Genomic DNA, 22259 nt, shown 5'->3' with positions numbered 1-22259 from the left:
TGAAAAAGCTCACATGCACAAAAAAATTCGTTGCATGTGAGCATTTCTCTCCAATTGTCGCTATACTTTATTCCAACCAGCAGCACCATCTTCGAAGCCCTAAAAAACGGTTCGAGTTGCGGCGTGAAGTACACGTTACTACCTTGATCATTTTTTAGAGGCCATCATGAAACGCACCATCATTGCCGCAGCAGCGGCCTTCGCAGCCATCTCTTCCGCGCACGCAGACGGCATCAATGGCCTGGTCAATACCGGCGTTGGCGCGGGTGGCAGTTCCGATACCCACTACAGCCTGAGCGCAGCCAGCAGCGATACGGTCATCGCCAACACGGCGCCCGTGATCACGCTCGACAACGTCTGGCCGATCACCCCGTGGCTGGCCAACGACGGCGTGTCGAAATGGATCACGCCGACCGCATCGCAGGGCCAGAGCTTTGACGCCTACAGCGCCGGCAGCTACATCTACACGCTGTCGTTCGACCTGAGCGGCTACAACGCCGGCAGCGCCGCCTTCACCGGCCGCTTCGCCGCCGACAACAGCGCTGTGGTCAAGCTGAACAACCAGGTCATCGCCAGCGGCACCGGTTTCACCGGCTGGAGCGACTTTGCCGCCGGCAGCGGTTTCCAGTCCGGCCTCAACACCATGCAGTTCGTCGTCAACAACTGGGCGCAAAACGGCGGCAATCCCACCGGCCTGCGCGTGGAGTTTTTGTCCTCCAACGTGACTGCCGTCCCGGAACCATCGACCTGCGCCATGCTGTTGACAGGGGCTCTCCTGTTGGGTGTGGTTGCTCGCCGTCGCATACGAATTCGATAAAATTACCGCTTTCTCGTTTAAGCGTTTCGGCCGCCTCTCCAGGCGGCTTTTTTTTGCCCGCCAGGTGCAGAGGGCAAAAAAATAGCCGCCATCGCTGGCGGCTATTTCGGGCTACGCAAGGCGGTTTAGTCGTTGGCGTAGATGTTGTTATCCTTGGTCTCGCGGACGAACAGCGCGCCGATCACAGCCGTGATCAGGGCGATGATGATCGGATACCACAGGCCGTAGAAGATGTCGCCCTTGAACGCCACCAGCGCGAACGAGATGGTCGGCAGCAAGCCACCGAACCAGCCGTTACCGATGTGGTAAGGCAGGGACATCGAGGTGTAGCGGATGCGGGTAGGGAACATCTCCACCAGCATCGCGGCAATCGGACCGTACACCATCGTCACATACAGCACCAGGATGAACAGCACGGCCACCATCATCGGCTTGTTGATCTGCGTCTCGTCAGCCTTGGCCGGATAGCCCGCGCCCTTGATGGCGGCGCCGACTTCCTTCTTCAGCGCGGCTTCGCTGTCCTTGCTGGCCTTGTCGAAGTTCAGGCCGTCAGGCGTCATGGTCGCGTTGAAGGAAGTGATTTCCTTGTCGCCGACCTTGATCTTGGCGACGCTGCCGGCCGGGGCAGCCTGCGTGGTGTAGTTGACCGAGGCCAGCGACAGCATGCCGGTCGCGATATCGCACGACGAAGGGAATTTCTTCTGGCCAGTCAGGTTGAACTGGAAGTGGCACGATTCCTGGTCGGCGATCACCACCACCGGCGAATTTTTCAGCGCGGCTTCCAGCGCAGGATTGCCGTAGTGGGTCAGCGCGCCGAACAGCGGGAAGTAGGTGGCCGCAGCCAGCACGCAACCGCCCAGGATGATCCACTTGCGGCCGATCTTATCGGACAGCATGCCGAAGAAGATGAAGAACGGGGTGGCCAGCGCCAGCGAAATCGCGGTCAGGATGTTGGCGTTGGCGCCGTCGATCTTCAGCACTTGCATCATGAAGAACAGCGCGTAGAACTGGCCGGTGTACCACACCACCGCCTGGCCCATGGTCAGGCCGATCAGCGCCAGGATCACCACTTTCAGGTTGCGCCACTGACCGAATGCTTCGCTCAGCGGTGCTTTCGAGGTCTTGCCTTCGGCCTTCATCTTGGCGAATGCCGGCGATTCGTTCATCGACAGGCGGATCCACACCGACACGCCCAGCAGCAGTACCGACACCAGGAACGGCACACGCCAGCCCCATGCTGCGAACTCTTTCTCGCCGATGGCGGTACGGGTGCCCAGGATCACCAGCAGCGACAGGAACAGGCCCAGCGTCGCCGTGGTCTGGATCCAGGCGGTGAACGAACCGCGCTTGCCGTGCGGTGCGTGCTCGGCCACGTAGGTGGCTGCGCCGCCGTATTCGCCGCCCAGGGCCAGGCCTTGCAGGATGCGCAGCGAGACCAGGATGATAGGCGCGGCTATGCCGATCGCCTCGTGACCGGGTAGCAGGCCGACAATGAAGGTCGAGGCGCCCATGATCAGGATGGTGATCAGGAAGGTGTACTTACGGCCGATCATGTCGCCCAGGCGGCCAAACACCAGCGCGCCGAATGGGCGCACAATGAAGCCGGCGGCAAACGCCAGCAGCGCGAAAATAAAGGTGGTGGTCGGATCGCCGATAAAGAACTGCTTGGCGATGATCGGAGCGAGCGAACCGTACAGATAGAAATCGTACCATTCGAAAATCGTCCCCAGCGAGGACGCAAAGATCACCTTGCGCTCTTCCGGCGTGATCGAGCCGGACGCCGGCATGTTGCGCGGATCGGCGGTGCCTGATGTTGTCGTCATTTTTGTCTCCTGTAATATTTTGGATTTCCCCAGCCGAGATAGTTACACCTTTGTCAGCATGTGCGCAGTGTGTACCGTGAACCTTACGTCAAGCTTGCTTCAAACTTACACGAACCTTACATAAATATTTGCGAACGACCGTACTAAAATATGCTATTCTGGTTTCACTAAAAAACACCCACCCATAGGAGACTTTCATGATCGATGCCGTCATTGTTTCAACCGCCCGTACTGGTTTGGCCAAGTCGTGGAAAGGCGCGTTCAACATGACGCATGGCGCCACGCTGGGCGGCCATGCACTGCAGGCGGCGATCAGCCGCGCGGGCATCGAATCGGGCGAAGTGGAGGACGTGCTGATCGGCTGCGCCAACCCCGAGGGCGCCACCGGTGGCAACATCGCGCGCCAGATCGCCATCCGCGGCGGCTGCCCGGTGACCACCGCCGGCATGACCATCAACCGTTTCTGCTCGTCCGGCCTGCAGACCATCGCCACCGCGGCCCAGCGCATCATCGCCGGCGAAGGCGACATCTACGCGGCCGGCGGCGTGGAATCGATCTCCTGCGTGCAGCAGGAAATGAATATGCACATGTACAAGGAAGTCTGGCTGTCGCAGCACAAGCCGGAAATCTACTGGCCGATGCTGCAGACGGCGGAAACCGTGGCCAAGCGCTACAACATCAGCCGCGAGCGGCAGGACGAGTACGGCGTGCAGAGCCAGCAGCGCGCCGCCGCAGCCCAGGCCGCTGGCCTGTTCGACGCTGAAATCGTGCCGATGACCACCACCATGGGCGTGGCCGACAAGGCCAGCGGCATGCTGCTGACCAGGGAAGTGACGATCTCGGCCGACGAAGGCATCCGCGCCGACACGACCTACGAGGCAGTCTCGAAGATCCGCAGCGCGGTGCCGGGCGGCGTCATCAGCGCCGGCAATGCCAGCCAGTTCTCGGACGGCGCCTCGATGTCCATCGTGATGAGCGCGCAGACCGCGGCAGCCAAGGGTTTGCAGCCGCTGGGTATCTTCCGCGGCTTCGCCGTCGCCGGTTGCGAGCCGGACGAGATGGGCATCGGCCCGGTGTTCGCGATTCCCAAGCTGCTCAAGAAGGCCGGCCTGAAGGTCGAGGACATCGGCCTGTGGGAACTGAACGAAGCCTTTGCCGTGCAGGTGCTGTACTGCGCCGACAAGCTGGGCATCCCCATGGATCGCCTGAACGTGAACGGCGGCGCGATCGCCGTCGGCCACCCGTACGGTGTGTCGGGCGCGCGCCTGACCGGCCATGCGCTGCTGGAAGGCAAGCGCCGTGGCGTCAAATATGTGGTCGTCACCATGTGCATCGGTGGCGGCCAGGGAGCGGCGGGCCTGTTCGAAGTGGTGTAAGCCATGCCGTCCCTCCTGCTGTCGCGCCGCGACATCGCCTTCATGCTGTACGAATGGCTGGATGCGGAGGCGCTGACCCGGCGCGCCCGCTTCCAGGACCACAACCGCGAAACCTTCGATGCCGCCATCGATACGGCCGAGCAGCTCGCCACCGAGCTGTTCGCGCCGCACAACAAGAAGGGCGACAGCGAGGAGCCGCATGCCGTGCAGGGCGAAGGCTGCCTGCGCGTCCAGCTGATCCCGGAGGTGAAGACGGCGCTCGACGCCTACTCGGCTGCCGGCCTGATGGCGGCCGGGCAGGACTACGAGCACGGCGGCATGCAACTGCCGGTGGTGGTGCAGAAGGCCTTGTCCGCGTACTTCACGGCAGCCAACGTCGCCACCAGCGCCTACACCTTCCTGACCATGAGCGGGGCCAACACCTTGCTCAAGAGCGGCACGCCGGAACAGGTGCGCCGCTATGCCGAGCCGATGTTCGCCGGGCGCTACTTCGGTACCATGTGCCTGTCGGAGCCGCAGGCCGGCTCCAGCCTGTCCGACATCACAAGCCGCGCCGTGCCCGATCCGCAGCCCGGCATGGAGGGCGAGCGTCAGTTCCGCCTCAGCGGCAACAAGATGTGGATCTCCGCCGGCGAGCACGAGCTGTCGGACAACATCGTGCATCTGGTGCTGGCCAAGATTCCCGGCCCGGACGGCAAGCTGATCCCCGGCGTCAGAGGCATCTCGCTGTTCATCGTGCCCAAGTTCCTGGTCAACGACGACGGCAGCCTCGGCGAACGCAACGACGTCGTGCTGGCCGGCCTGAACCACAAGATGGGCAACCGTGGCACCAGCAACTGCCTGCTCAACTTCGGCGAAGGCAAGTTCCAGCCGCAAGGCAAGGGCGGCGCCATCGGCTATCTGGTCGGTCAGCCGCACCAAGGCCTGGCCAATATGTTCCACATGATGAACGAGGCCCGCATCGCCGTCGGCCTGGGCGCGGCGGTGCTGGGCTACACCGGCTATCTGCACGCGCTGGACTACGCGCGCAACCGTCCGCAGGGCCGTCATCCCGCGCAAAAAGATCCGGCACAGCCGCAACTGCCCATCATCGAACACACCGACGTGCGGCGCATGCTGCTGGCCCAGAAGGCTTATGTTGAAGGCGGCCTCGGCCTGGTGCTGTACAGCGCCCGCCTGGTCGACGAGCAGAACAGCGCCGAGACGCCGGAGGCGCGCGAACACGCGGGCCGCCTGCTGGACTTCCTGACGCCGATCACCAAATCGTGGCCGTCGCAATGGTGCGTGGAGGCCAACAGCCTGGCGATCCAGGTGCACGGCGGCTACGGCTACACGCGGGAATACAACGTCGAACAGTTCTACCGTGACAACCGGCTGAACGCCATCCACGAGGGCACGCACGGCATCCACGGGCTCGACCTGCTGGGCCGCAAAGCCACCATGCAGGACGGGGCCTTGTTCAAGGCCTTCGGCGCCGAGCTGCGCAAGACAGTACGCAAGGTGCGCGGCAGCGTCGGCGCGCCGGATGCGATGCCGGCCGGGCTGGCCGGCATCAGCAAGGAGCTGCTGGCGCATGCCGATGCGCTCGATGGCGCGTGGCAGGCAGTGGAAGTCGTGACGCAAAAGCTGTATGCTGCCGGCGACCTGAACAAAACCCTGGCCAACGCCAGCCTGTACCTGGAAGCGGTCGGCCACGTAGTGGTCGCCTGGATCTGGTTGCAGCAGGCCTTGCTGGCCGCTGCCGCGCTGGAAACCGGCGACGCCGATTTCTATTGCGGCAAGCTGCAGGCCTGCCGTTATTTCTTCCACTGGGAATTGCCGAAGGTCGAACAGCAGCTGGAACTGCTGGCCAGCATAGACACCACCACGCTCGACATGCGCGACGCGTGGTTCTAACCGAGCGAGACAAGATGATCAAGCACATCGTAATGTGGAAATTGAAGGACCATGCCGAAGGCGCCGACCGCGCCGCCAACGCGGCCAAGATGAAGGCGCTGCTGGAGGGCTGCGTCGGCCTGGTGCCCGGCCTGCTGAAGCTGGAGGCCGTGCTGGCCCAGCCCGGCCTGGAGGCGACGTACGACGTGATGCTGTACTCCGAGTTCACTGACAAGGCTGCGCTGGACGACTACCAGAACCATCCCGACCATGTCGCCATCAAGCCCTTCTTTGCCGCGGTGCGCGACGCGCGCCAGTGCATGGACTACGAAATCTAACCCCCGTCATTCCCGCTAACCCCGTCATTCCCGCGCAAGCGGGAATCCATGCCGCGCATCCTGGCCGGCGAAGTATGGACTCCCGCGTGCGCGGGAGCGACGCTTTATAGGAAACTTTATGCGTACAACCCAAGAATTGTTTTCCCTGGCCGGCAAGACCGCGCTGATCACCGGCGGTTCGCGCGGACTGGGCCTGCAGATGGCGCTGGCGCTGGGCGAGCAGGGCGCCAAGGTCGTCATCTCCTCGCGCAAGCAGGCCGATCTGGATGAGGCGGTCGCGATCCTGAGCGGCCACGGCATCAGCGCCCACGCCATCGCCGCCGACCTGTCGCAGGACGCCCATGCGGACGCGCTGGTGACGGCCGCGCTGGCCCACCTCGGCCATATCGACATCCTCATCAACAACGCCGGCGCCAGCTGGGGCGCGCCCGCTGAAGACCACCCCGTCGAAGCATGGGACAAGGTGATGAACCTGAACATCCGCAGTATCTTCGTGGTGTCGCAGCTGGTCGGCAAGCGCTCGATGATCCCGCGCGGCTACGGCCGCATCATCAACATCGCCTCGATCGCCGGCCTGGCCGGCAATCCGCCGGGCACCATGCAGACCATCGCCTACAACACGTCCAAAGGCGCGGTGGTCAACTTCACGCGCACGCTGGCGGGCGAGTGGGGCCGCCACGGCATCACCGTCAACGCGTTGGCGCCGGGCTTCTTCCCGTCGAAGATGACCAAGGGCCTGCTGGAGAAGCTGGGACCGGACGAGCTGTCCAAGGACGCGCCGCTGGGCCGCCTGGGCGACGACGAAGACCTGAAAGGCGCCGCAGTGCTGTTCGCATCTGACGCCGGCAAGCACATCACCGGCCAGATCCTGGCGGTGGACGGCGGCGTGTCGGCAGTCTGACAATGGCCGCGATACCCGAGACTTACCAGCGCATCGTGCTGGCGGCACGTCCGCGCGGCCCGGTGGCGGCGGAGAACTTCCGGCTGGAGACAGTCGACGTGCCCGAACTGGCCGACGGCCAGGTGCTGGTCCGCAACCACTACCTGTCGCTGGATCCGTACATGCGCGGGCGCATGAGCGCAGCCAAGAGCTACGCCAGCTCCCAAGCGCTGGACCAGACCATGATAGGCGGCACCGTGGGCCAGGTGCTGGCGTCGCGCAACGACTATTACAAACCCGGCGACTTCGTCGGCGGCATGCTGGGCTGGGCCGAACTGGGCGTCTCCGACGGCGTGCTGCTGCGCAAACTCGATACCACGCGCATCCCGCTGTCGGCCTACCTCGGCGTGGTCGGCATGCCGGGCATGGCGGCGTGGTACGGCTTCAATCAAATTCTGGAGGCGGGCGTTGGCGATACGGTGGTGGTGTCGGCGGCCAGCGGCGCGGTCGGCAGCGTGGTCGGGCAACTGGCCCGGCTGCGTGGCTGCCACGTGGTCGGCATCGCCGGCGGGCCGGAGAAGTGCGAGTACGTCGTCAGCCAGTTGGGCTTCGATGCCTGTGTCGACTACAAGGCCGGCAACCTGGAGGCCGACCTCGCCGCCGCCACGCCGGACGGTGTCGACGCGATCTTTGAAAACGTCGGCGGCGCCTGCCTTGACGCGGCGCTGGCGCGCACCAACGCCTTCGCCCGCGTGGCCTTATGCGGCCTGATCGCCGGCTTCAACGGCCAGGAAATGCCGATCAAGAACTCGCGCCTGCTGCTGATCAACCGCTTGACGCTGCGCGGCTTCATCGTCACCGAGCACATGGAATTCTGGCAGCAAGGCTTGCAGGAGCTGGCCGTGCTGGTCGCCAACCATCAGATCAAATACCGGGAATCGGTAGCGGAAGGCCTCGCGGCCGCGCCGCAAGCATTCATGGGCCTGCTGCAAGGGCGGAACTTCGGTAAACAACTGGTGAAGCTTATCTAATCATGAAAACATTCAGAGACAAGGTCGTCGTCATCACGGGCGGCGCAAGTGGTTTGGGCCGGGAATTCGCCAACGTGGCGGCGCGCGAAGGCATGAAGCTGGTGTTGGCCGACGTGCAGGCCGACGCGCTGCACCGCGCCGTCGACGAGCTGAAGGCACAAGGCGCCAGCGTGATCTCGCGCCTGTGCGATGTGCGCAAGGGCGAGCAAGTGCAGGCGCTGGCTGACGCCGCTGTGGCCGAATTCGGCGCCGTGCATCTGATGTTTAATAACGCCGGCGTGGGCTCCGGCGGCCTGATCTGGGAAAACACCGAAGCCGATTGGGAATGGGTGATGGGCGTGAACGTGTGGGGCGTGATCCACGGCGTGCGCATCTTCACCAAGCTGATGCTGGAGTCGGCGAAAAACGATCCATCGTTCGAAGGGCACATCGTCAACACGGCTTCGATGGCCGGCCTGGTGAACGCGCCGGCGATGGGGGTGTACAACGTCTCCAAGCACGCGGTGGTGTCGCTGTCGGAGACCTTGTACCAGGACCTGCAACTGGTCGGCGCGCCGATCGGGGCGTCGGTGTTGTGTCCGTACTTTGTGCCGACCGGGATCAGCCAGTCGCACCGCAACCGTCCCGAGGACGTGCGCATGACGCAGGGGCCGACCGCCAGCCAGCTGGCCGCGCAAGCGATGACGGACAAGGCGGTATCGTCCGGCAAGGTGTCGGCGCAGGACGTGGCGGAGATTACCTTCAAGGCCATCGCCAACGGCGACTTCTACATCTACTCGCATCCAGGCGCGCTGGCCGGCGTGCAGGAACGCATGCAGCACATCGTCGACGGCACCAACCCCGGCGATCCGTATGCCGCCACGCCGCATGTGCGCGAAGCGCTGCGCGCCAAGATGAAGGTGGCCTGATTGAAAAGACAGGTATTACTGGTGTCTGTTCTCGTCGCAGGCGCAGGCGTTTGGTGGGGTGTCGACACACTGACCCGGCCAGCGCCGGAAATCCTGCGGCCCCTGATCGCGCCCAACAGGGGAGTACCGCAGGCGCGGTCCTCCGCTGTGGCAACGCCCTTGTCGCAAAAACGCCAGGTTCACGAGTCCGTCGAGGGCAAGCTTAAGGCGCTGGCCGCATCCAGTGATCCGGAGCAGTACTACCAGGCTTTCCAAATGATCGAAGAATGCTTGACGCTGGAGCGCGACAAGGAAATTGTCGACCAGGTGGATGTCAAAGTCGTCAAGGTCGGAAACGGGAATGAAGTTCAACTGCTATCCCACAAAGCGGATGAGCAAAAGCTGCAAGCACTGAGGGCCTCTTGCGCAACCATGACGGGGCGGGACAGGACGGACCGCTTCCAGCTGCTCCAATACGCACTCGATCATCATGTCGGCGGCGCGCTGGCAACATACATAATGAAGGGGCCGCAAGGGGATCGCGAAGCGTTCCATGAGCGGCCGGACGACCCCACGGTTCGTGCCTGGCGCGATGACGCCTTAAAACGGCTGGAGGAAAGCGTCGAGGCGGGCTATCCGGACGCCTTGCTGTTCTCTACCACCGGCTTCAACGTTTTAGGCAAGGAGCAGCCACTCGCTGCGCTGTATATGCAGTTTTTGGCGACCAATAAAGTGCTCGGAGCCATCAATTCCAATGAGGGGTTGCTCCCCCAGTCGACGCTCGATGTCTGGGCCAAGAGTATCAGCGAACAGCAAAAAAGCGATGCGGACGGGCAGGCCGAGCGCATCTTCCAGGCCTGGAAGAAACGTCAAACAGCGCCGCATACGCCTTAAGGGCACCTCGAAAAACCGTCATTTCCCCTCCCAGGGGAAATGACTTCCCGCGAAAGCGGGAATCCATAAGCCGCATGATTGGAGGCACCGCATGGATTCCCGCCTGCGCGGGAAAGACGAAATCTCGGTTTCGAGGTGCCCTTAAGCCAGGCGGACTTCCGAGAGAGTCGTCTTGCGTGCGACAATCCAGCTCTCCCCAACAAGCCTGCACGCCGATGACCAACACCGCCAAGCACGACATCCGCACCGGAGACTGGACCGCCCTCAACGCCGACGCAAAACTGATACGCTTTGAAGTCTTCGTCGAAGAACAGAAAGTCCCGGCCGAACTGGAAATGGACCACATGGACGCGGCCTGCCTGCACGCGGTGGCCTATGATGCCAGCGGCACGCCGGTCGGCACCGGCCGCCTGCTGCCGGACGGCCACATCGGCCGCATGGCGGTGCGTCAGGCCGCGCGCGGCAGCGGCGTCGGCGGCGCCTTGCTGCAAGTGCTGATGGCGCAGGCGCGCGCCCGGGGCGACACGCAGGTGGTGCTGAGCGCGCAATCGCACGCCGCGCCGTTTTACGAGCGCCACGGCTTCGCCATCGACGGCGACGAATTCTTTGAGGCAGGCATCGCCCACATCAACATGCAGTACACCTTTTAAGGAGCACAGCCATGACGCACATCGTCGAGAATTTCGATCCCAAGCTGGACCTGGTGTTTGAGCGCGACATCGATATCGCGCCGGAACTGGTATGGGCCGCCTGGACCAAGCCGGAGCATCTGGTGCACTGGTTCACGCCGTCGCCGTGGAAAACGCTGGAAGCGCATTGCGACCTGCGACCCGGCGGCTTGTTCAGCTCCGTGATGGCAGGCCCTAACGGCGAGCGCCACGACAATCGCGGCTGCTATCTGGAAGTGGTGGAAAACCGCCGCCTGACCTGGACCGATGCGCTGGGGCCCGGCTATCGCCCGACCGGCAATTCCTTCATCACCGCCGTGGTGACGATGGAGCCGCTGCCCAACGGCGGCACCCGCTACATCGCCTGCGCCCGCCACAAGGACGAAGCCACCCTTGAAACGCACAAGCAGATGGGCTTTCAGGACGGCTGGGGCAAGGCCCTTGACCAGCTGGTCGCCTACATGAAAGTGAAAGCGCAATAAAGCTAGTGGATGAGCATCTCTTGCAAGGTCGCCGGCGCGTCGGCGTAGAGCTTGACCACGGTTGAGGTGCGGGTGCCGTAGCTCGGGCTCTCGATGCGCACCGCCGACAGCACACGTTCCAGGTCCAGCGGCACGCCGGTTTCCGGCAGGCGCTGGTCGGGCGCGGGCGTGGTGTCGGCCAGCATTTCGAAGTAGGCGTCGTCCGGCGCGCCCAGGCACAGCAGGCTGGCGAACTGGGCTTTGGTCTTCAGCACCTTGGGCCACGGCGCGTCCAGCAGCGCGTTCGACAGGCCGTAGACACCCGGCTCCAGCGGCTTGCCGTTGCGCGGATCGTCCCCGCCGCGGTTGGAGAACCAGATCAGCGTGTCGCCGTCGCTCAGTACCAGGTTGAAGCCGTTGTAGGCGGCGGCATCGGCGCGGATGGCGTCGACGTATTCCTGCGGCGTCATGCTGCCGGCCAGGTAGTCCGCCACCAAGTGGCCGCGCGAGGGCGCGTCGTCGCGGTGCTCGGACGGCGCGCGGATGTTGGTGATGGCGGCGAAGCGCGAGGCCTTGCCGTCGGCCGCCGGCTGGGTGATGCCCATCCAGCTGCCGCCGGCCTGCAGGTCGCGGCCGGCGTAGATTTGCGGATGCTCCGGCCACGGGGCCGCCGGCGCGGTGGCGCGCTGGTAGAACTCATCACGGTTGGCGGCTGCCACCAGCGGTACTGCAGGTATGACCCGCCAGGCAAAGACGATCAGGCACATGGGACTAAATCCATAAACAATTCGGTGTGACGCGGTCCGGCGGTCCAGGCGGACAGGCCGGCCTGTTCGACGGCCTGGTCCAGCGCGGACGCGAAGCCGGCCGGCGTGGCGGCATACACTTCCATCCACGTCTGCTTGCCGTCCCTGGCCTCCGGGCGGCGCTTAAGCTGGCACGCGACCCCGTGCTGCGCGCGCAGCGCTGCCTGCATCGGGACGACCGCCGCCAGCAAGGACGCCGTGTCGGCATCCTTGACCTGATAGTAAATGTAGAGATCCATGCTAGAGGTCGAGTGGGTCCAGCACGTAGGGCATGTCGAGGAAGGCCAGCGGCGCGCCGCCGGCCGAGCCGAGACGGACCGAGGCCGCCTCGATGGCGGCCAGCTTCATTTCCACCAGCGCGTCGATGCCGCCTTTGCCGTTGGGCGCGGCGTTGACCACCATGCCGCATGGCTGCTCCGGATCGGCGGTGGCGAACACCTCGACCCCGGCCGCCGCGGCCGCGTCGGCGATGCTGACCAGCGTGGTACGCCGCTTGAGCTTGCCCAGATACTGGCTGCGGGCGACGATTTCCTGGCCCGGGTAGCAACCCTTCTTGAAGTTGACGCCGCCCAGCAGCTCGAAATTAATCATCTGCGGGACGAACTGCTCCTGCGTCGCCTTGGTGATTTGCGGGATGCCGGCGTGGATTTCCGACAGGTGCCAGGCGTCGGTGCGGCCCACCGACAGCTTGGCGGCCAGTTCGGGCGCCACCGTCTGTGCGACCTCGGCCGACATCAGCCACTGGTAGCGCGGCGCGCCGAAGGCATCGGCCACGCGGATCAGCGTGCCCAGTGGATGGTCGACCTTGGTGAACGGTTTGGCCGGCAGCGGGTCGAACCAGTTTTGCAGCACGTCTTCGGCCATGCCGCCGCCCAGGCCGAGGACGGCCTGGTTGGCCGGCAGCTCGGTTGCGTCGCTCAGCTTGGTCTTGGCGCGCAGCACGAACATCGCCAGCCGCTTCTGCACCGGCGCCTGGATCTCGCGCGGCAGTTGCAGGAAGATGGTGGTTTCGTTACGCCACATCAGGAACGAGGCCAGCAGCCGGCCCTTGGGCGAGCAGTAACCGGCCAGGCGGACTTCGCCCAGGCCCAGGTGCTCGACATCGTTGGTCAGCTGGTTGTGCAGGAAACTGGCCGATTCCTCGCCGTCCAGCGCGATCAGGCCCTGGTCGCTGATCGGCGCGACAAAGCCCACGGCCAGCTGGGTGGTGGTCAGCGCCTGGGCTTGCTGAGCTAAAAGTTCATTCCAAGAAGACATAATTTCCAATAATTTGACGATTAAAGCATTATCATTACGGGCTCATTATAGTGATGTCGGACGGATCGCGTCGGATACCGCGCAAAACGCGCACTGGCGGACTGTGCCAAGAAGTGGCAAGCTGTGCGACTTGTTCCAAACCCTACGGCTTTAACAATGGCTTTTATCAAAAAAATCATTACCTTGTGCATCATGCTGGCGGTCGCCGGCGGCGCTTATTTCATGTATTGGTCCCAGCACCCGATCATCGGCGATGAGATCGAAGCCATTGAATTCAACATCGCGCCCGGCAGCGGCGCGCACGCGGCCGGCCAGCAGATCGCCGAGGCGGGCGTGCCCATGGAGCCATTGCTGTTCAATTTGCTGGCGCGCGTGACCAACAAGAGCGGCAAGCTGAAAGCCGGCGCCTACGAACTCAAGCCCGGCACCACGCCGCTGCGCCTGATCGAGCAGCTGGTGCGCGGCGAGTTCGCGCAGGAACAGCTGACCATCATCGAAGGCTGGACCTTCCGCCAGATGCGGGCCGCCATCGCCGCCCACAAGGGCCTGAAGCACGACACGGTCGCCATGTCGGACAAGGAAGTGATGCGCGCCATCGCATCCGAATACAAGCAGCCTGAGGGGCTGTTCTTCCCGGACACCTACCTGTTCGCCAAGGGCGCCAGCGACTTGCAGATCTACAGGCAGGCGCACGCCATGCTGCTGACCCGCCTGAACGACGCCTGGGACAAGCGCGACCCGGCGCTGCCGTACAAGACCCCGTACGAGGCGCTGACCATGGCCTCCATCGTGGAAAAGGAAACCGGGCAGAAGTCCGAGCGCGGCATGATCGCCGGCGTGTTCGTCAACCGCCTGAAGCTGGGCATGATGCTGCAAACCGACCCCACGGTGATCTACGGCATGGGCAGCAAGTACGACGGCAAGATCCACAAATCGGACCTGGAGACGGACACCCCGTACAATACCTACACCCGCACCGGTTTGCCGCCGACGCCGATCGCCTTGCCGGGCGTGCAATCGCTGTCGGCCGCGCTGGCCCCGGCCAACACGGCGGCGCTGTATTTCGTTTCCAAGGGCAACGGCACCAGCCAGTTTTCCGATAATTTGACCGACCACAATCGGGCAGTAAACAAGTTTCAAAGATAAGTTTTAGAGAATTCATGACTCAACACCGCGGTAAATTCATCACGTTCGAAGGCATAGACGGCGCCGGAAAATCGACCCACATCGCCTTCGTCGGCGACTACCTGAAAGCGCGCGGCATCGACCTGGTCAGCTCGCGCGAGCCGGGCGGCACGCCGCTGGGCGAGAAGCTGCGCGACCTGGTGCTGCACGAAAAAATGCACCTGGAAACCGAAGCGCTGCTGATGTTCGCCAGCCGCCGCGAGCACATCGCCCAGGTGATCGAGCCGGCGCTGCATCGCGGCGCCTGGGCCATCTCCGACCGCTTCACCGACGCCAGCTTCGCCTACCAGGGCGGCGGCCGCGGCATGGACCTGGCCAAGCTGGAGGCGCTGGAGCAGTGGGTGCACCCGCATCTGCAACCGGACCTGACGCTGCTGTTCGACGTGCCGCTGGAAGTGGCGCGCGCGCGGCTGGACGCCACCCGCTCGCTGGACAAGTTCGAGCAGGAAAAGGCCGATTTCTTCGCCTCCACCCGCAACGAGTACCTGCGCCGCGCCACTCAGTTCGCCGCGCGTTTCCGCGTGGTCGACTCGACCCAGACCATCCCGGATATCCAGGTCCAGCTGGCCGCCATCCTCGATGAATTGCTTGCACTTTAAAAGTATTGCATAAGCGCTTGTTTTAAAACAGAATACCAATAATGAGTAATTCCATATATCCGTGGCAGGAAGCATCCTGGCAGCAGCTGCAACTGCTGCGCCAGCGCATGCCGCACGCCATCCTGTTTCATGGCGCCGCCGGGATAGGCAAATCCGATTTTATTGAGCGCTTCGCTCAGGGCTTGTTGTGCGAGGCCGTGCTGCCGGACGGCCATGCCTGCGGCCAGTGCGCGTCCTGCGGCTGGTTTTCCCAGCAAAACCACCCCGACTACCGCCGCGTGCGGCCGGAGGCGCTGGAGGACGAACCCGCCGCCGAGGGCGAAGAGGGCGACGGCGAAGCCAAGAAGAGCGCCAAGTCGGCCAAGGCGCCGTCCAAAGAGATCAAGATCGAGCAGATCCGCAACCTGGCGGACTTCATGAATATTTCCACCCACCGCCAGGGGCTGCGGGTGGTGGTGCTGTATCCGGCCGAGGCGCTGAACATGCCGGCCTCCAACGCGCTGCTGAAGACGCTGGAAGAACCGCCCCCGGGCACGGTGTTCCTGCTGGCCTCCAACAGCTTGGACCGGCTGCTGCCGACCATCCTGTCGCGCTGCCGCAAGTTCGCCTTGCCGATGCCCAGCCACGCCGAGGCGCTGGCCTGGCTCAAGACGCAGGGTGTGGCGGACGCCGACAGCTGGCTGCGCGAGCAGGGTGGCGCGCCGCTGGCCGCCATGGCGCAGGCCGAAGCCGGCAATCGTGACGATCTGGAAGTATTGCTGCAGCTGCTGGCACACCCCAGCGTCGAAGGCGCGTTGAAAGTTGCCGATAAACTGCAAAAAGTGCCGCTGAGTGCACAAGTTTCATGGTTGCAGCGCTGGCTTTATGATGTGTTTTCCTACAAACTGGCAGGTAACATCCGGTACTATCCTCGTTACCAGAAGGAACTAGCCAGCCTGGCCGGCAAGATCCACGTCAGCCGCCTGCTGGCCGCGATCAAGGGCGCCAACGAGCGCCGGGCGACGGCCGATCATCCGCTGTCGCCCAAGCTGTTCCTGGAGGATATGTTGCTCGACTACGCAGCCTGCTGCGCCTGAAAGGGATTCAATGTCTGCTGCCAGCCCACTCGACCCGAACACCGTGCCTGTCGCGCGGCCGACGGTATTGTCGCTGGCCATCAAGGAGAAGGCCGCGCTGTACGCGGCCTATATGCCGTTCCTGAAGAACGGCGGCATGTTCGTGCCGACCCAGAAGCCCTACAAGATCGGCGACGAGATCTACCTGATCCTGGCGCTGATGGACGATGCCAACAAATATCCGATCGCCGGCAAAGTCGCTTGGATCACGCCGGCCGGCGCGCATAACAACAAGGCGCAGGGCGTCGGCGTGCACTTCCCGGAAGACGAAAGCGGCCAGCGCGCCCGCCTGCGCATCGAAGAAATCCTCGGCGCGGCGCTGCGTTCCTCGCGCGCCACGCACACGCTTTAGCGCTTTAGTTTTAAAACACTCCCTCACCGTTTTCCGACATGACCACAGCTTTCCGCCATCGCCTCGCCACGCTCGACGACTTGCCGACCATCGTCGCCATCTACAACACCACCATCGCCTCGCGCGAAGTCACGGCCGATACCGAGCCGGTGTCGGTGGAGTCGCGCCTGGCGTGGTTCCACGAGCACACGCCGGAGAAGCGGCCGTTGTGGATCATCGAGCGGGCCGGCGATGCCTGCGCCACGCCGGAAATACTGGGCTGGATGTCGTACTCGAACTTCTATGGCCGCCCCGCGTATTCGGGCACGTCGGAGATTTCGATCTACATCGCCGAGGCCTGGCGCGGCAAGGGCATAGGCGGCTACTGCATCGCGCAGGCCATCGCCCATGCGCCGGCAATCAAGGTGCACACCTTGCTGGGCTTTATCTTCGGCCACAACCAGCCCAGCCTGGGCCTGTTCGCCAAATTCGGTTTCGAGACCTGGGCTAACCTGCCCAAGGTGGCCAATCTGGACGGCATCGAGCGCGACCTGATCATCCTAGGCAAGCGCGTAGGCTAGGCTTTATTTCAACGCGCGGTCGACCGCCGCGCGGATCTGGTCGGTCGCACAGATCACCGCCGAGTGGCCGCAATCGCCTTGCAACACCGTGGTGGTGGCCCGGATCCGGCGCGCAAACGCCAGCGCCGGCGCTGGATTGACGATCAGGTCCTGGCGCGGGTTGATGATGTGGACCCGCGCCTTGACCTTGCTGGCGGCATCGTCGCCGATGTCCTGTGTCAGGAAGGCACGCATCTGCCAGCGCAAGTCGTTGGCGTCAGCCGCGTCCGGGTCGTCCGCGACCGTCTCCGCGATAAACTTTTCCACTTCCGCCGGCCTGGTCTTGGCCGAGCGGTAGGCCGGCGTGTCGAAATTCAGCGAAAAGATCTGGTGGTACAGCGCCAGCTTGGGATTTTGCTGGTACTCGCCGTTGGCGTACTGCGGGTCGGCCAGCATCGCCGCCTCCTCGGTGCGCCAGAACAGCAGGTCGTAGCTGGTCTGGCGCGGCGTGCCGGCGATCGGCACGGCCACGTCCATAAAGCCGGGGTGGCTCACCATCCACTGGAAAGCCTGGGTCGCGCCCATCGAGTAGCCGACGATCGCGTGGACATGCTGGAGGCCCAGCTTCTCGCTCAGCAGCCGGTACTCGGACTCGACCATGTCGCGCACATTGAAGGCCGGGAAGGCCGTGCCGTGCTGCGTCGCGCTGTTGGACGGCGAGCAGGCCACGCCGTTGCCGATCGCATCGATGACGATCACATAGCGCCCGTCAGTATTGAACAGGCCCTTGGGGCCGAGCAGCGACACCGCCTCGACACTCTTGCCGGTGTGCCAGGGCAGGAACACGACGGCGTTGGAACGGGCCGCGTTCAGCGTGCCGATGGTGCGGTAGCCCAGCTTGCAATCCTTGATGACTGCGCCGCTTTCGAGCCGGACGTCGCCGAGGTCGGCAAACTGCTGCGGGGCGTCGGCGGCGCTGCCAGCCAAGGGCAGGGCAAGTGCAACAGCAAACGAAAGGCGGCTGAACATCAGGCGAACTCCTGAAGTGAATGGGAACGCCGATTCTAGGCCAGGCGCGCTTGGGTTACAATCACGGCATGTTTATCGATTCCCATTGCCACATCAATTTCCCCGAGCTGGCTGCTCGCATGCCCGAAATCCTGGCCAAGATGGCCGACAACAAAGTCACCCACGCGTTGTGCGTGTCGGTGGACTTGCCGGATTTCCCACAAGTGCTGGCGCTGGCCCACGAGTATCCGCACATCTACGCCTCGGTCGGCGTGCACCCGGATTATGAGGACACGCCCGAACCGACCGTCGAACAACTGGTGGAGCTGGCCGACGACCCGAAGATCATCGCCATCGGCGAGACCGGGCTCGACTACTTCCGCCTGCAGGGCGACCTGGAGTGGCAGCGCGAGCGCTTCCGCACCCACATCAAGGCGTCGCGCATCACACGCAAGCCCTTGATTATCCACACCCGCAACGCCAGCGAAGACACCATCCGCATCATGCGCGAAGAGGGCGCGGGCACGGAGGCGGGCGGCGTGGCCGGCGTCATGCACTGCTTTACCGAGTCGCTGGAGGTGGCGCGCGCGGCGATCGGGATGGGCTTCTACATCTCGTTCTCCGGCATCGTCACCTTCAAGAGCGCCAAGGACTTGCAGGCGGTGGCGCTGGAAGTGCCGCTGGAGCGCATCCTGATCGAGACCGATTCGCCCTACCTGGCGCCGATGCCGCATCGCGGCAAGATGAACGAGCCGGGTTTCGTGGCCCACGTCGGCGAGTACATCGCCAAGCTCAAGGGCATCCCGGTGGAGCAGGTGGCCCAGCAGACGACGGCCAATTTCTTCAAACTGTTCAACGTGGCTGCGTAAATCCTCATGCTGAATCTCACCAAACGCCGCCTGCTGCTGACCGCCCTGGCAGTCGGCCTGACCTTGCCGGCGCTGGCCGCCGAGCAGACCGGGGATGAAGTCGACCTGTTCCGCGCCGCGCAGCTGGACAATGTCTCCGGCGTTAAGAAATTGCTTGAGCGCGGGCTGAGCCCGAATCTGCGCGAGCCGGGCGGCGAAACCGCGCTGATCATCGCGATACGCTACGAGGCCTACCGTGTCGCCACCTTGCTGATGGACCAGCCCGGCATCGACCTGGAAGCCAAGGCGCCCAACGGCAATACCGCGCTGATGATGGCGGCCTTCCGCCAGAACAAGGCCACCGTGCTGGACATGCTCAAGCGCGGTGCGCAGGTGAACCAGAAAGGCTGGACCGCCTTGCACTACGCGGCGGCGGCCGGCAGTACCGAGATCACCGGCATCCTGCTCGACCACCACGCCTACATCGACGCCGAATCGCCATCCGGCATGACGCCCCTGATGATCGCCGCCCGCGAGGGCCAGGAAAAAGTCGTGGAATTATTGCTGGAGCAGGGCGCCGATGCGACCCTGAAAGACGGCGGCTTCCACCAGACCGCCGCCGAGTTCGCCCTCAAGGCCGACAAGCCCTGGATCGCGAAAACCATCGAAGCCCACCTGGCCGGGAAAAGCAAACATTGATCATATTCGGTGGCGGTGACTAAGAAGTGAAATTAGGGTATCTCAAATAACCTAGAATTTGTCGTTCCCGCGCAGGCGGGAATCCATGCTGCGCCTCTAGTCATGTGACATATAGAGATCCCCGCTTCCGCAGGAATGACGATTTTTCGCGCCCCCCCCATTGGCGCTTAAGCATAATGCGTTATGCAATGTTTCTCTTTTGTTTATTTTATCGGAATCCGTTGTTTCATTGTCACAAGGACGCCGTTTAGTGTATAGATATCATGAATTTCATTGTGACTGAAATTCATAACGCGGGAGGGCGAGTACAATTGCATTTAGGCTATTTTAAATGCACGATAAAAATATGATCTATACCCTTGAACCAGCTGAAGTTCGGGCAATCCACGAGATACTAACTGCCGATTTTGAGCGTGCAGAAGATCCAATAAGCCCTGCAGGAGTAAAATCAGAACACCTTCTAGAATCAGCTATTTCACGTCAACACACTGGATATTCAGGGCGAATGAAATATGATACCGCCGTTTTAAACGCGGCAGCATTAACGTATGGAATATGTTCAAATCACCCATTTCATAACGGCAATAAACGAACTAGTTTGGTAGCGATGCTATGCCATTTGGATAAAAATGACTTTACCTTCAAAGAAGATGTCTCGCATGACGAGCTTTATCAGTTTATGCTTGATATCGCGAGCCATAAGTTTGCCAAGAAATCTGTGAAAGGGAGTACTGACGCTTCGGATAGTGAAGTTCAGGAGATGGCGCAATGGATGCGTAAGAGGACGAGACGTGTCGAAAATGGAGAGCGCATAGTCACATATAGGGAGCTACGCCAGATATTGCAAGCGCATGGTTATCATCTCGAAGACCCGCATGATAACACTATTGATGTCGTGATGTACGAGAATTCAACTAGTTGGCTTGGGCTGAAAACTACCAAGAAGCGAAACAAAGTAATGCGCATGTCGTATCCGAGCGACGGACAAGTTGTTGGCCGTGGCTTGCTTCGAGATTTACGAAAACGTTGCAAATTGTCTGAGCGAGATGGAATCGACAGTAAGATGTTTTACGCTAAATCTCTACCAACAGATCACTTTGTCGCAAATTATCGAGGGACGTTGCGGCGGCTGGCCAGGGTCTAACCTGCACTGGCTCATAGTTGACTTGAGACTACTTGTGGTCCACTACCGGTTAGCGGCGGGCGGGGTATTCAGCTAACAGCAAAGGGCTCAATGGCCAGAAAGAATTTATTTCCCATTTAGCCAGAGAATCAATTGCCACAAGCCGACAATAATTGTAAGTAACGTTGCGAACAGCCCAATCGTTTTTGCTGTCCGGCTTTCAAAGATCCTCTCAAGCTTCACTCCAAATCCTTTTGATGCCGTATTAAGTTTTCCATTTACGAGCTTGCGCATCGAGGAGCTAAAGAATCCAACTTTTGAAAGTGTAGAGGCGTGCATGCGCAGAAATTCCTTGTTCGCAAAAGCCGTAACTTCTTCCTTTCCTTCGAGGAAGTCTCTGTGTCTCCCTCCATTTCTTTCCATCAGTGACGCCATTTTTGGATGCTTCGCATAGTCTGCCCCGTAGCGATCAGCTATTAGGTCATTCAAATTTAATCTCCGCTCTACTGCGATGACGGAAGCATCCTTTCCGCCTAGCGCGCGATAGCGATGATCCAAATGCTCGAATCCGAAGGTAAGATTCCGCATGTTCCAGTGCACCCAGTATTTATCTCGGCGGTCTCGAATGAATCTGTAGAATTGGGTCAACAACGCAAGTTCAACTTCATCAAATCTCTGAAGTACTTCATCGCGCGGAATTCGCAGTTCCTCTGCAATTGAGTGTGTAGAATAACTTACTGATTGGCCTGTAGCGTAGTGATTTATAGCAATGGAAGTTATGCGCGGCGAAAGCGCTTCATTTTCGTCGTTCAGATTTTGGCAGGAGTAATGAATAACATAAAAATTTTCGGGATTTGACTTGACTGATTTTATAAACTGATTGCTATCAACTATGCTCACTGCGCTCCCCATTGGTGTTGCAAAAAATCAATGCTTCCATGCGAAGTCGGTACTGTCATCGCTCAGCAGGTAATTGTACTATCAATATGTAAAATTCGATAAATGCCCGCCTCAAGGAGCTACCGCTCGTCGGACGTCTTTTGTCAATCAAGCCTGAGCTAGTACTTGATTTGTTCATGTTTCATCGGGATTGTTATTGCTGCATTTGTTTGACAAATCGCTCGATAGAGGCGATCCCTGATGTCATTTTAATACGAGCAGAAGAGTTGGCTGAATGAACAAAGACCTTGGGGGGGGTAAATCCTCTTAGCGCGACTGCTTCCTCTATCCACAAAATGACATCGTAACCAGTGCCTCGAGATTCATCACCGAGATCGTGGTCTAAGCTGAGTTCCTCAACTTCACCAGTTTTTAACAGTTCAAAAACCTCGTCAGGCCAGTACGTGCGAACCCAGCCCTCGGGTGTCGCACGCAAATCGTCCAAAAATACTTTCATAGGTTCCTCCTGTCGGCAAAATGCTATCTGTATCGCTCGCTTTTCGCGTTTGCTTAGATATTACCCACTACCGAGGTACTCGTTACTGGTTCTGTCAATGTTCCTGCCTCTGTGGCTAGACTTACTGATTCTTTCAATAATACCAAATGTAGGGCGTCGTGCTGCTGCGGGTGGCGATATCTTTTTACGCCTCGGCAAATGGAGCAACGCTAGCATGGCAGACCATCTTCTTGTAAAGCGAGAATTGGCACGGTTTCTGTGCGTAGTTCGTAGCTTGGTTCG

25 protein-coding genes are annotated in these 22259 nt (G+C 61.5%); 18 read left to right on the top strand and 7 right to left on the bottom strand.

What is annotated here, in order from left to right; genetic code table 11:
* Positions 1-166 precede the first annotated feature (166 nt).
* Positions 167-817 (top strand): PEP-CTERM sorting domain-containing protein, encoded by a 651-nt coding sequence (locus ACEN9O_RS24760; protein ID WP_495614457.1) that lies wholly within the window; start codon positions 167-169, stop codon positions 815-817.
* Positions 818-942: 125 nt separating this feature from the next.
* Here the strand turns inward: ACEN9O_RS24760 and ACEN9O_RS24755 are convergent, their stop codons facing one another.
* Complete coding sequence (locus ACEN9O_RS24755; RefSeq protein WP_495614456.1) at positions 943-2640, bottom strand: MFS transporter; 1698 nt, start codon at positions 2638-2640, stop codon at positions 943-945.
* Between the two features lie 197 nt (positions 2641-2837).
* On the opposite strand from ACEN9O_RS24755, the gene ACEN9O_RS24750 reads away from it, so the two are divergent.
* The 9 genes from ACEN9O_RS24750 to ACEN9O_RS24710 all read left to right on the top strand — a co-directional run bounded on the left by ACEN9O_RS24750 (position 2838) and on the right by ACEN9O_RS24710 (position 11071).
* Positions 2838-4016 (top strand): acetyl-CoA C-acyltransferase, encoded by a 1179-nt coding sequence (locus tag ACEN9O_RS24750; RefSeq protein ID WP_495614455.1) that lies wholly within the window; start codon positions 2838-2840, stop codon positions 4014-4016.
* Positions 4017-4019: 3 nt separating this feature from the next.
* Positions 4020-5912 (top strand): acyl-CoA dehydrogenase, encoded by a 1893-nt coding sequence (locus ACEN9O_RS24745; protein WP_495614454.1) that lies wholly within the window; start codon positions 4020-4022, stop codon positions 5910-5912.
* A gap of 14 nt (positions 5913-5926) precedes the next feature.
* Entirely contained in the window at positions 5927-6229 is a 303-nt protein-coding gene (locus tag ACEN9O_RS24740) for a Dabb family protein (RefSeq protein WP_495614453.1), read from the top strand.
* 118 nt (positions 6230-6347) lie between these two features.
* Positions 6348-7130: an SDR family oxidoreductase gene (locus ACEN9O_RS24735; RefSeq protein WP_495614452.1), complete on the top strand. Its 783-nt coding sequence runs from the start codon at positions 6348-6350 to the stop codon at positions 7128-7130.
* A 2-nt stretch (positions 7131-7132) separates the two neighbouring features.
* Positions 7133-8140, top strand: a complete 1008-nt coding sequence (locus tag ACEN9O_RS24730) for an NADP-dependent oxidoreductase (RefSeq protein WP_495614451.1) — start codon at positions 7133-7135, stop codon at positions 8138-8140.
* A 2-nt stretch (positions 8141-8142) separates the two neighbouring features.
* Entirely contained in the window at positions 8143-9048 is a 906-nt protein-coding gene (locus ACEN9O_RS24725) for an SDR family oxidoreductase (protein WP_495614450.1), read from the top strand.
* 159 nt (positions 9049-9207) lie between these two features.
* Entirely contained in the window at positions 9208-9921 is a 714-nt protein-coding gene (locus ACEN9O_RS24720) for a hypothetical protein (RefSeq protein WP_495614449.1), read from the top strand.
* A gap of 215 nt (positions 9922-10136) precedes the next feature.
* Positions 10137-10571, top strand: coding sequence for a GNAT family N-acetyltransferase (locus tag ACEN9O_RS24715; RefSeq protein ID WP_495618536.1), 435 nt, complete (start codon positions 10137-10139; stop codon positions 10569-10571).
* Positions 10572-10582: 11 nt separating this feature from the next.
* Positions 10583-11071, top strand: coding sequence for an SRPBCC family protein (locus tag ACEN9O_RS24710; RefSeq protein WP_495614448.1), 489 nt, complete (start codon positions 10583-10585; stop codon positions 11069-11071).
* Positions 11072-11073: 2 nt separating this feature from the next.
* Here the strand turns inward: ACEN9O_RS24710 and ACEN9O_RS24705 are convergent, their stop codons facing one another.
* From ACEN9O_RS24705 to ygfZ, 3 genes are read right to left on the bottom strand one after another with little or no spacing between them, the layout of a single operon-like run.
* Positions 11074-11817: an NRDE family protein gene (locus ACEN9O_RS24705; protein WP_495614447.1), complete on the bottom strand. Its 744-nt coding sequence runs from the start codon at positions 11815-11817 to the stop codon at positions 11074-11076.
* Positions 11808-12095, bottom strand: coding sequence for a DUF4936 family protein (locus tag ACEN9O_RS24700; protein WP_495614446.1), 288 nt, complete (start codon positions 12093-12095; stop codon positions 11808-11810). Before ACEN9O_RS24700 ends, ACEN9O_RS24705 begins: the two co-directional genes overlap by 10 nt.
* Before the next feature lies 1 nt (position 12096).
* A complete protein-coding gene (gene ygfZ / locus ACEN9O_RS24695) occupies positions 12097-13113 on the bottom strand; it encodes a CAF17-like 4Fe-4S cluster assembly/insertion protein YgfZ (RefSeq protein WP_495614445.1) in 1017 nt (338 codons plus the stop codon).
* A gap of 156 nt (positions 13114-13269) precedes the next feature.
* Here ygfZ and mltG point away from each other — a divergent pair, with 156 nt between their 5' ends.
* From mltG to ACEN9O_RS24670, 5 genes are read left to right on the top strand one after another with little or no spacing between them, the layout of a single operon-like run.
* Positions 13270-14259, top strand: coding sequence for an endolytic transglycosylase MltG (gene mltG, locus ACEN9O_RS24690; RefSeq protein WP_495614444.1), 990 nt, complete (start codon positions 13270-13272; stop codon positions 14257-14259).
* 14 nt (positions 14260-14273) lie between these two features.
* The gene (gene tmk, locus ACEN9O_RS24685; protein ID WP_495614443.1) at positions 14274-14897 is read left to right on the top strand and encodes a dTMP kinase; all 624 of its coding nucleotides are present in this window, start codon (positions 14274-14276) and stop codon (positions 14895-14897) included.
* Between the two features lie 41 nt (positions 14898-14938).
* Positions 14939-15973 carry a DNA polymerase III subunit delta' gene (locus tag ACEN9O_RS24680; protein ID WP_495614442.1) on the top strand — a complete coding sequence of 345 codons (1035 nt, stop codon included), beginning with the start codon at positions 14939-14941 and terminating at the stop codon, positions 15971-15973.
* A 10-nt stretch (positions 15974-15983) separates the two neighbouring features.
* A complete protein-coding gene (locus ACEN9O_RS24675; RefSeq protein WP_495614441.1) occupies positions 15984-16364 on the top strand; it encodes a PilZ domain-containing protein in 381 nt (126 codons plus the stop codon).
* Between the two features lie 38 nt (positions 16365-16402).
* Positions 16403-16924: a GNAT family N-acetyltransferase gene (locus tag ACEN9O_RS24670; protein ID WP_495614440.1), complete on the top strand. Its 522-nt coding sequence runs from the start codon at positions 16403-16405 to the stop codon at positions 16922-16924.
* Positions 16925-16927: 3 nt separating this feature from the next.
* Here the strand turns inward: ACEN9O_RS24670 and ACEN9O_RS24665 are convergent, their stop codons facing one another.
* Positions 16928-17932 carry an alpha/beta fold hydrolase gene (locus ACEN9O_RS24665; protein WP_495614439.1) on the bottom strand — a complete coding sequence of 335 codons (1005 nt, stop codon included), beginning with the start codon at positions 17930-17932 and terminating at the stop codon, positions 16928-16930.
* A 68-nt stretch (positions 17933-18000) separates the two neighbouring features.
* On the opposite strand from ACEN9O_RS24665, the gene ACEN9O_RS24660 reads away from it, so the two are divergent.
* The 3 genes from ACEN9O_RS24660 (at position 18001) to ACEN9O_RS24650 (ending at position 20602) form a co-directional block, all read left to right on the top strand.
* Positions 18001-18780, top strand: a complete 780-nt coding sequence (locus ACEN9O_RS24660; RefSeq protein WP_495614438.1) for a TatD family hydrolase — start codon at positions 18001-18003, stop codon at positions 18778-18780.
* Between the two features lie 6 nt (positions 18781-18786).
* Positions 18787-19458 carry an ankyrin repeat domain-containing protein gene (locus tag ACEN9O_RS24655; protein ID WP_495614437.1) on the top strand — a complete coding sequence of 224 codons (672 nt, stop codon included), beginning with the start codon at positions 18787-18789 and terminating at the stop codon, positions 19456-19458.
* 331 nt (positions 19459-19789) lie between these two features.
* On the top strand, positions 19790-20602 hold the full coding sequence (locus tag ACEN9O_RS24650) for a type II toxin-antitoxin system death-on-curing family toxin (protein ID WP_495614436.1): 813 nt from the start codon (positions 19790-19792) through the stop codon (positions 20600-20602).
* Positions 20603-20707: 105 nt separating this feature from the next.
* On the opposite strand, the gene ACEN9O_RS24645 is transcribed toward ACEN9O_RS24650, so the two are convergent.
* The gene (locus ACEN9O_RS24645; RefSeq protein ID WP_495614435.1) at positions 20708-21481 is read right to left on the bottom strand and encodes a hypothetical protein; all 774 of its coding nucleotides are present in this window, start codon (positions 21479-21481) and stop codon (positions 20708-20710) included.
* A gap of 193 nt (positions 21482-21674) precedes the next feature.
* Entirely contained in the window at positions 21675-21977 is a 303-nt protein-coding gene (locus ACEN9O_RS24640) for a cyclic-phosphate processing receiver domain-containing protein (protein WP_495614434.1), read from the bottom strand.
* Between the last annotated feature and the right edge of the window lie 282 nt (positions 21978-22259).

The sequence above is a fragment of the Duganella sp. Dugasp78 genome, assembly GCF_059491455.1.
Note: the sequence above shows the minus strand (reverse complement) of the source record. Positions and strands in the feature narration are given on the sequence as shown.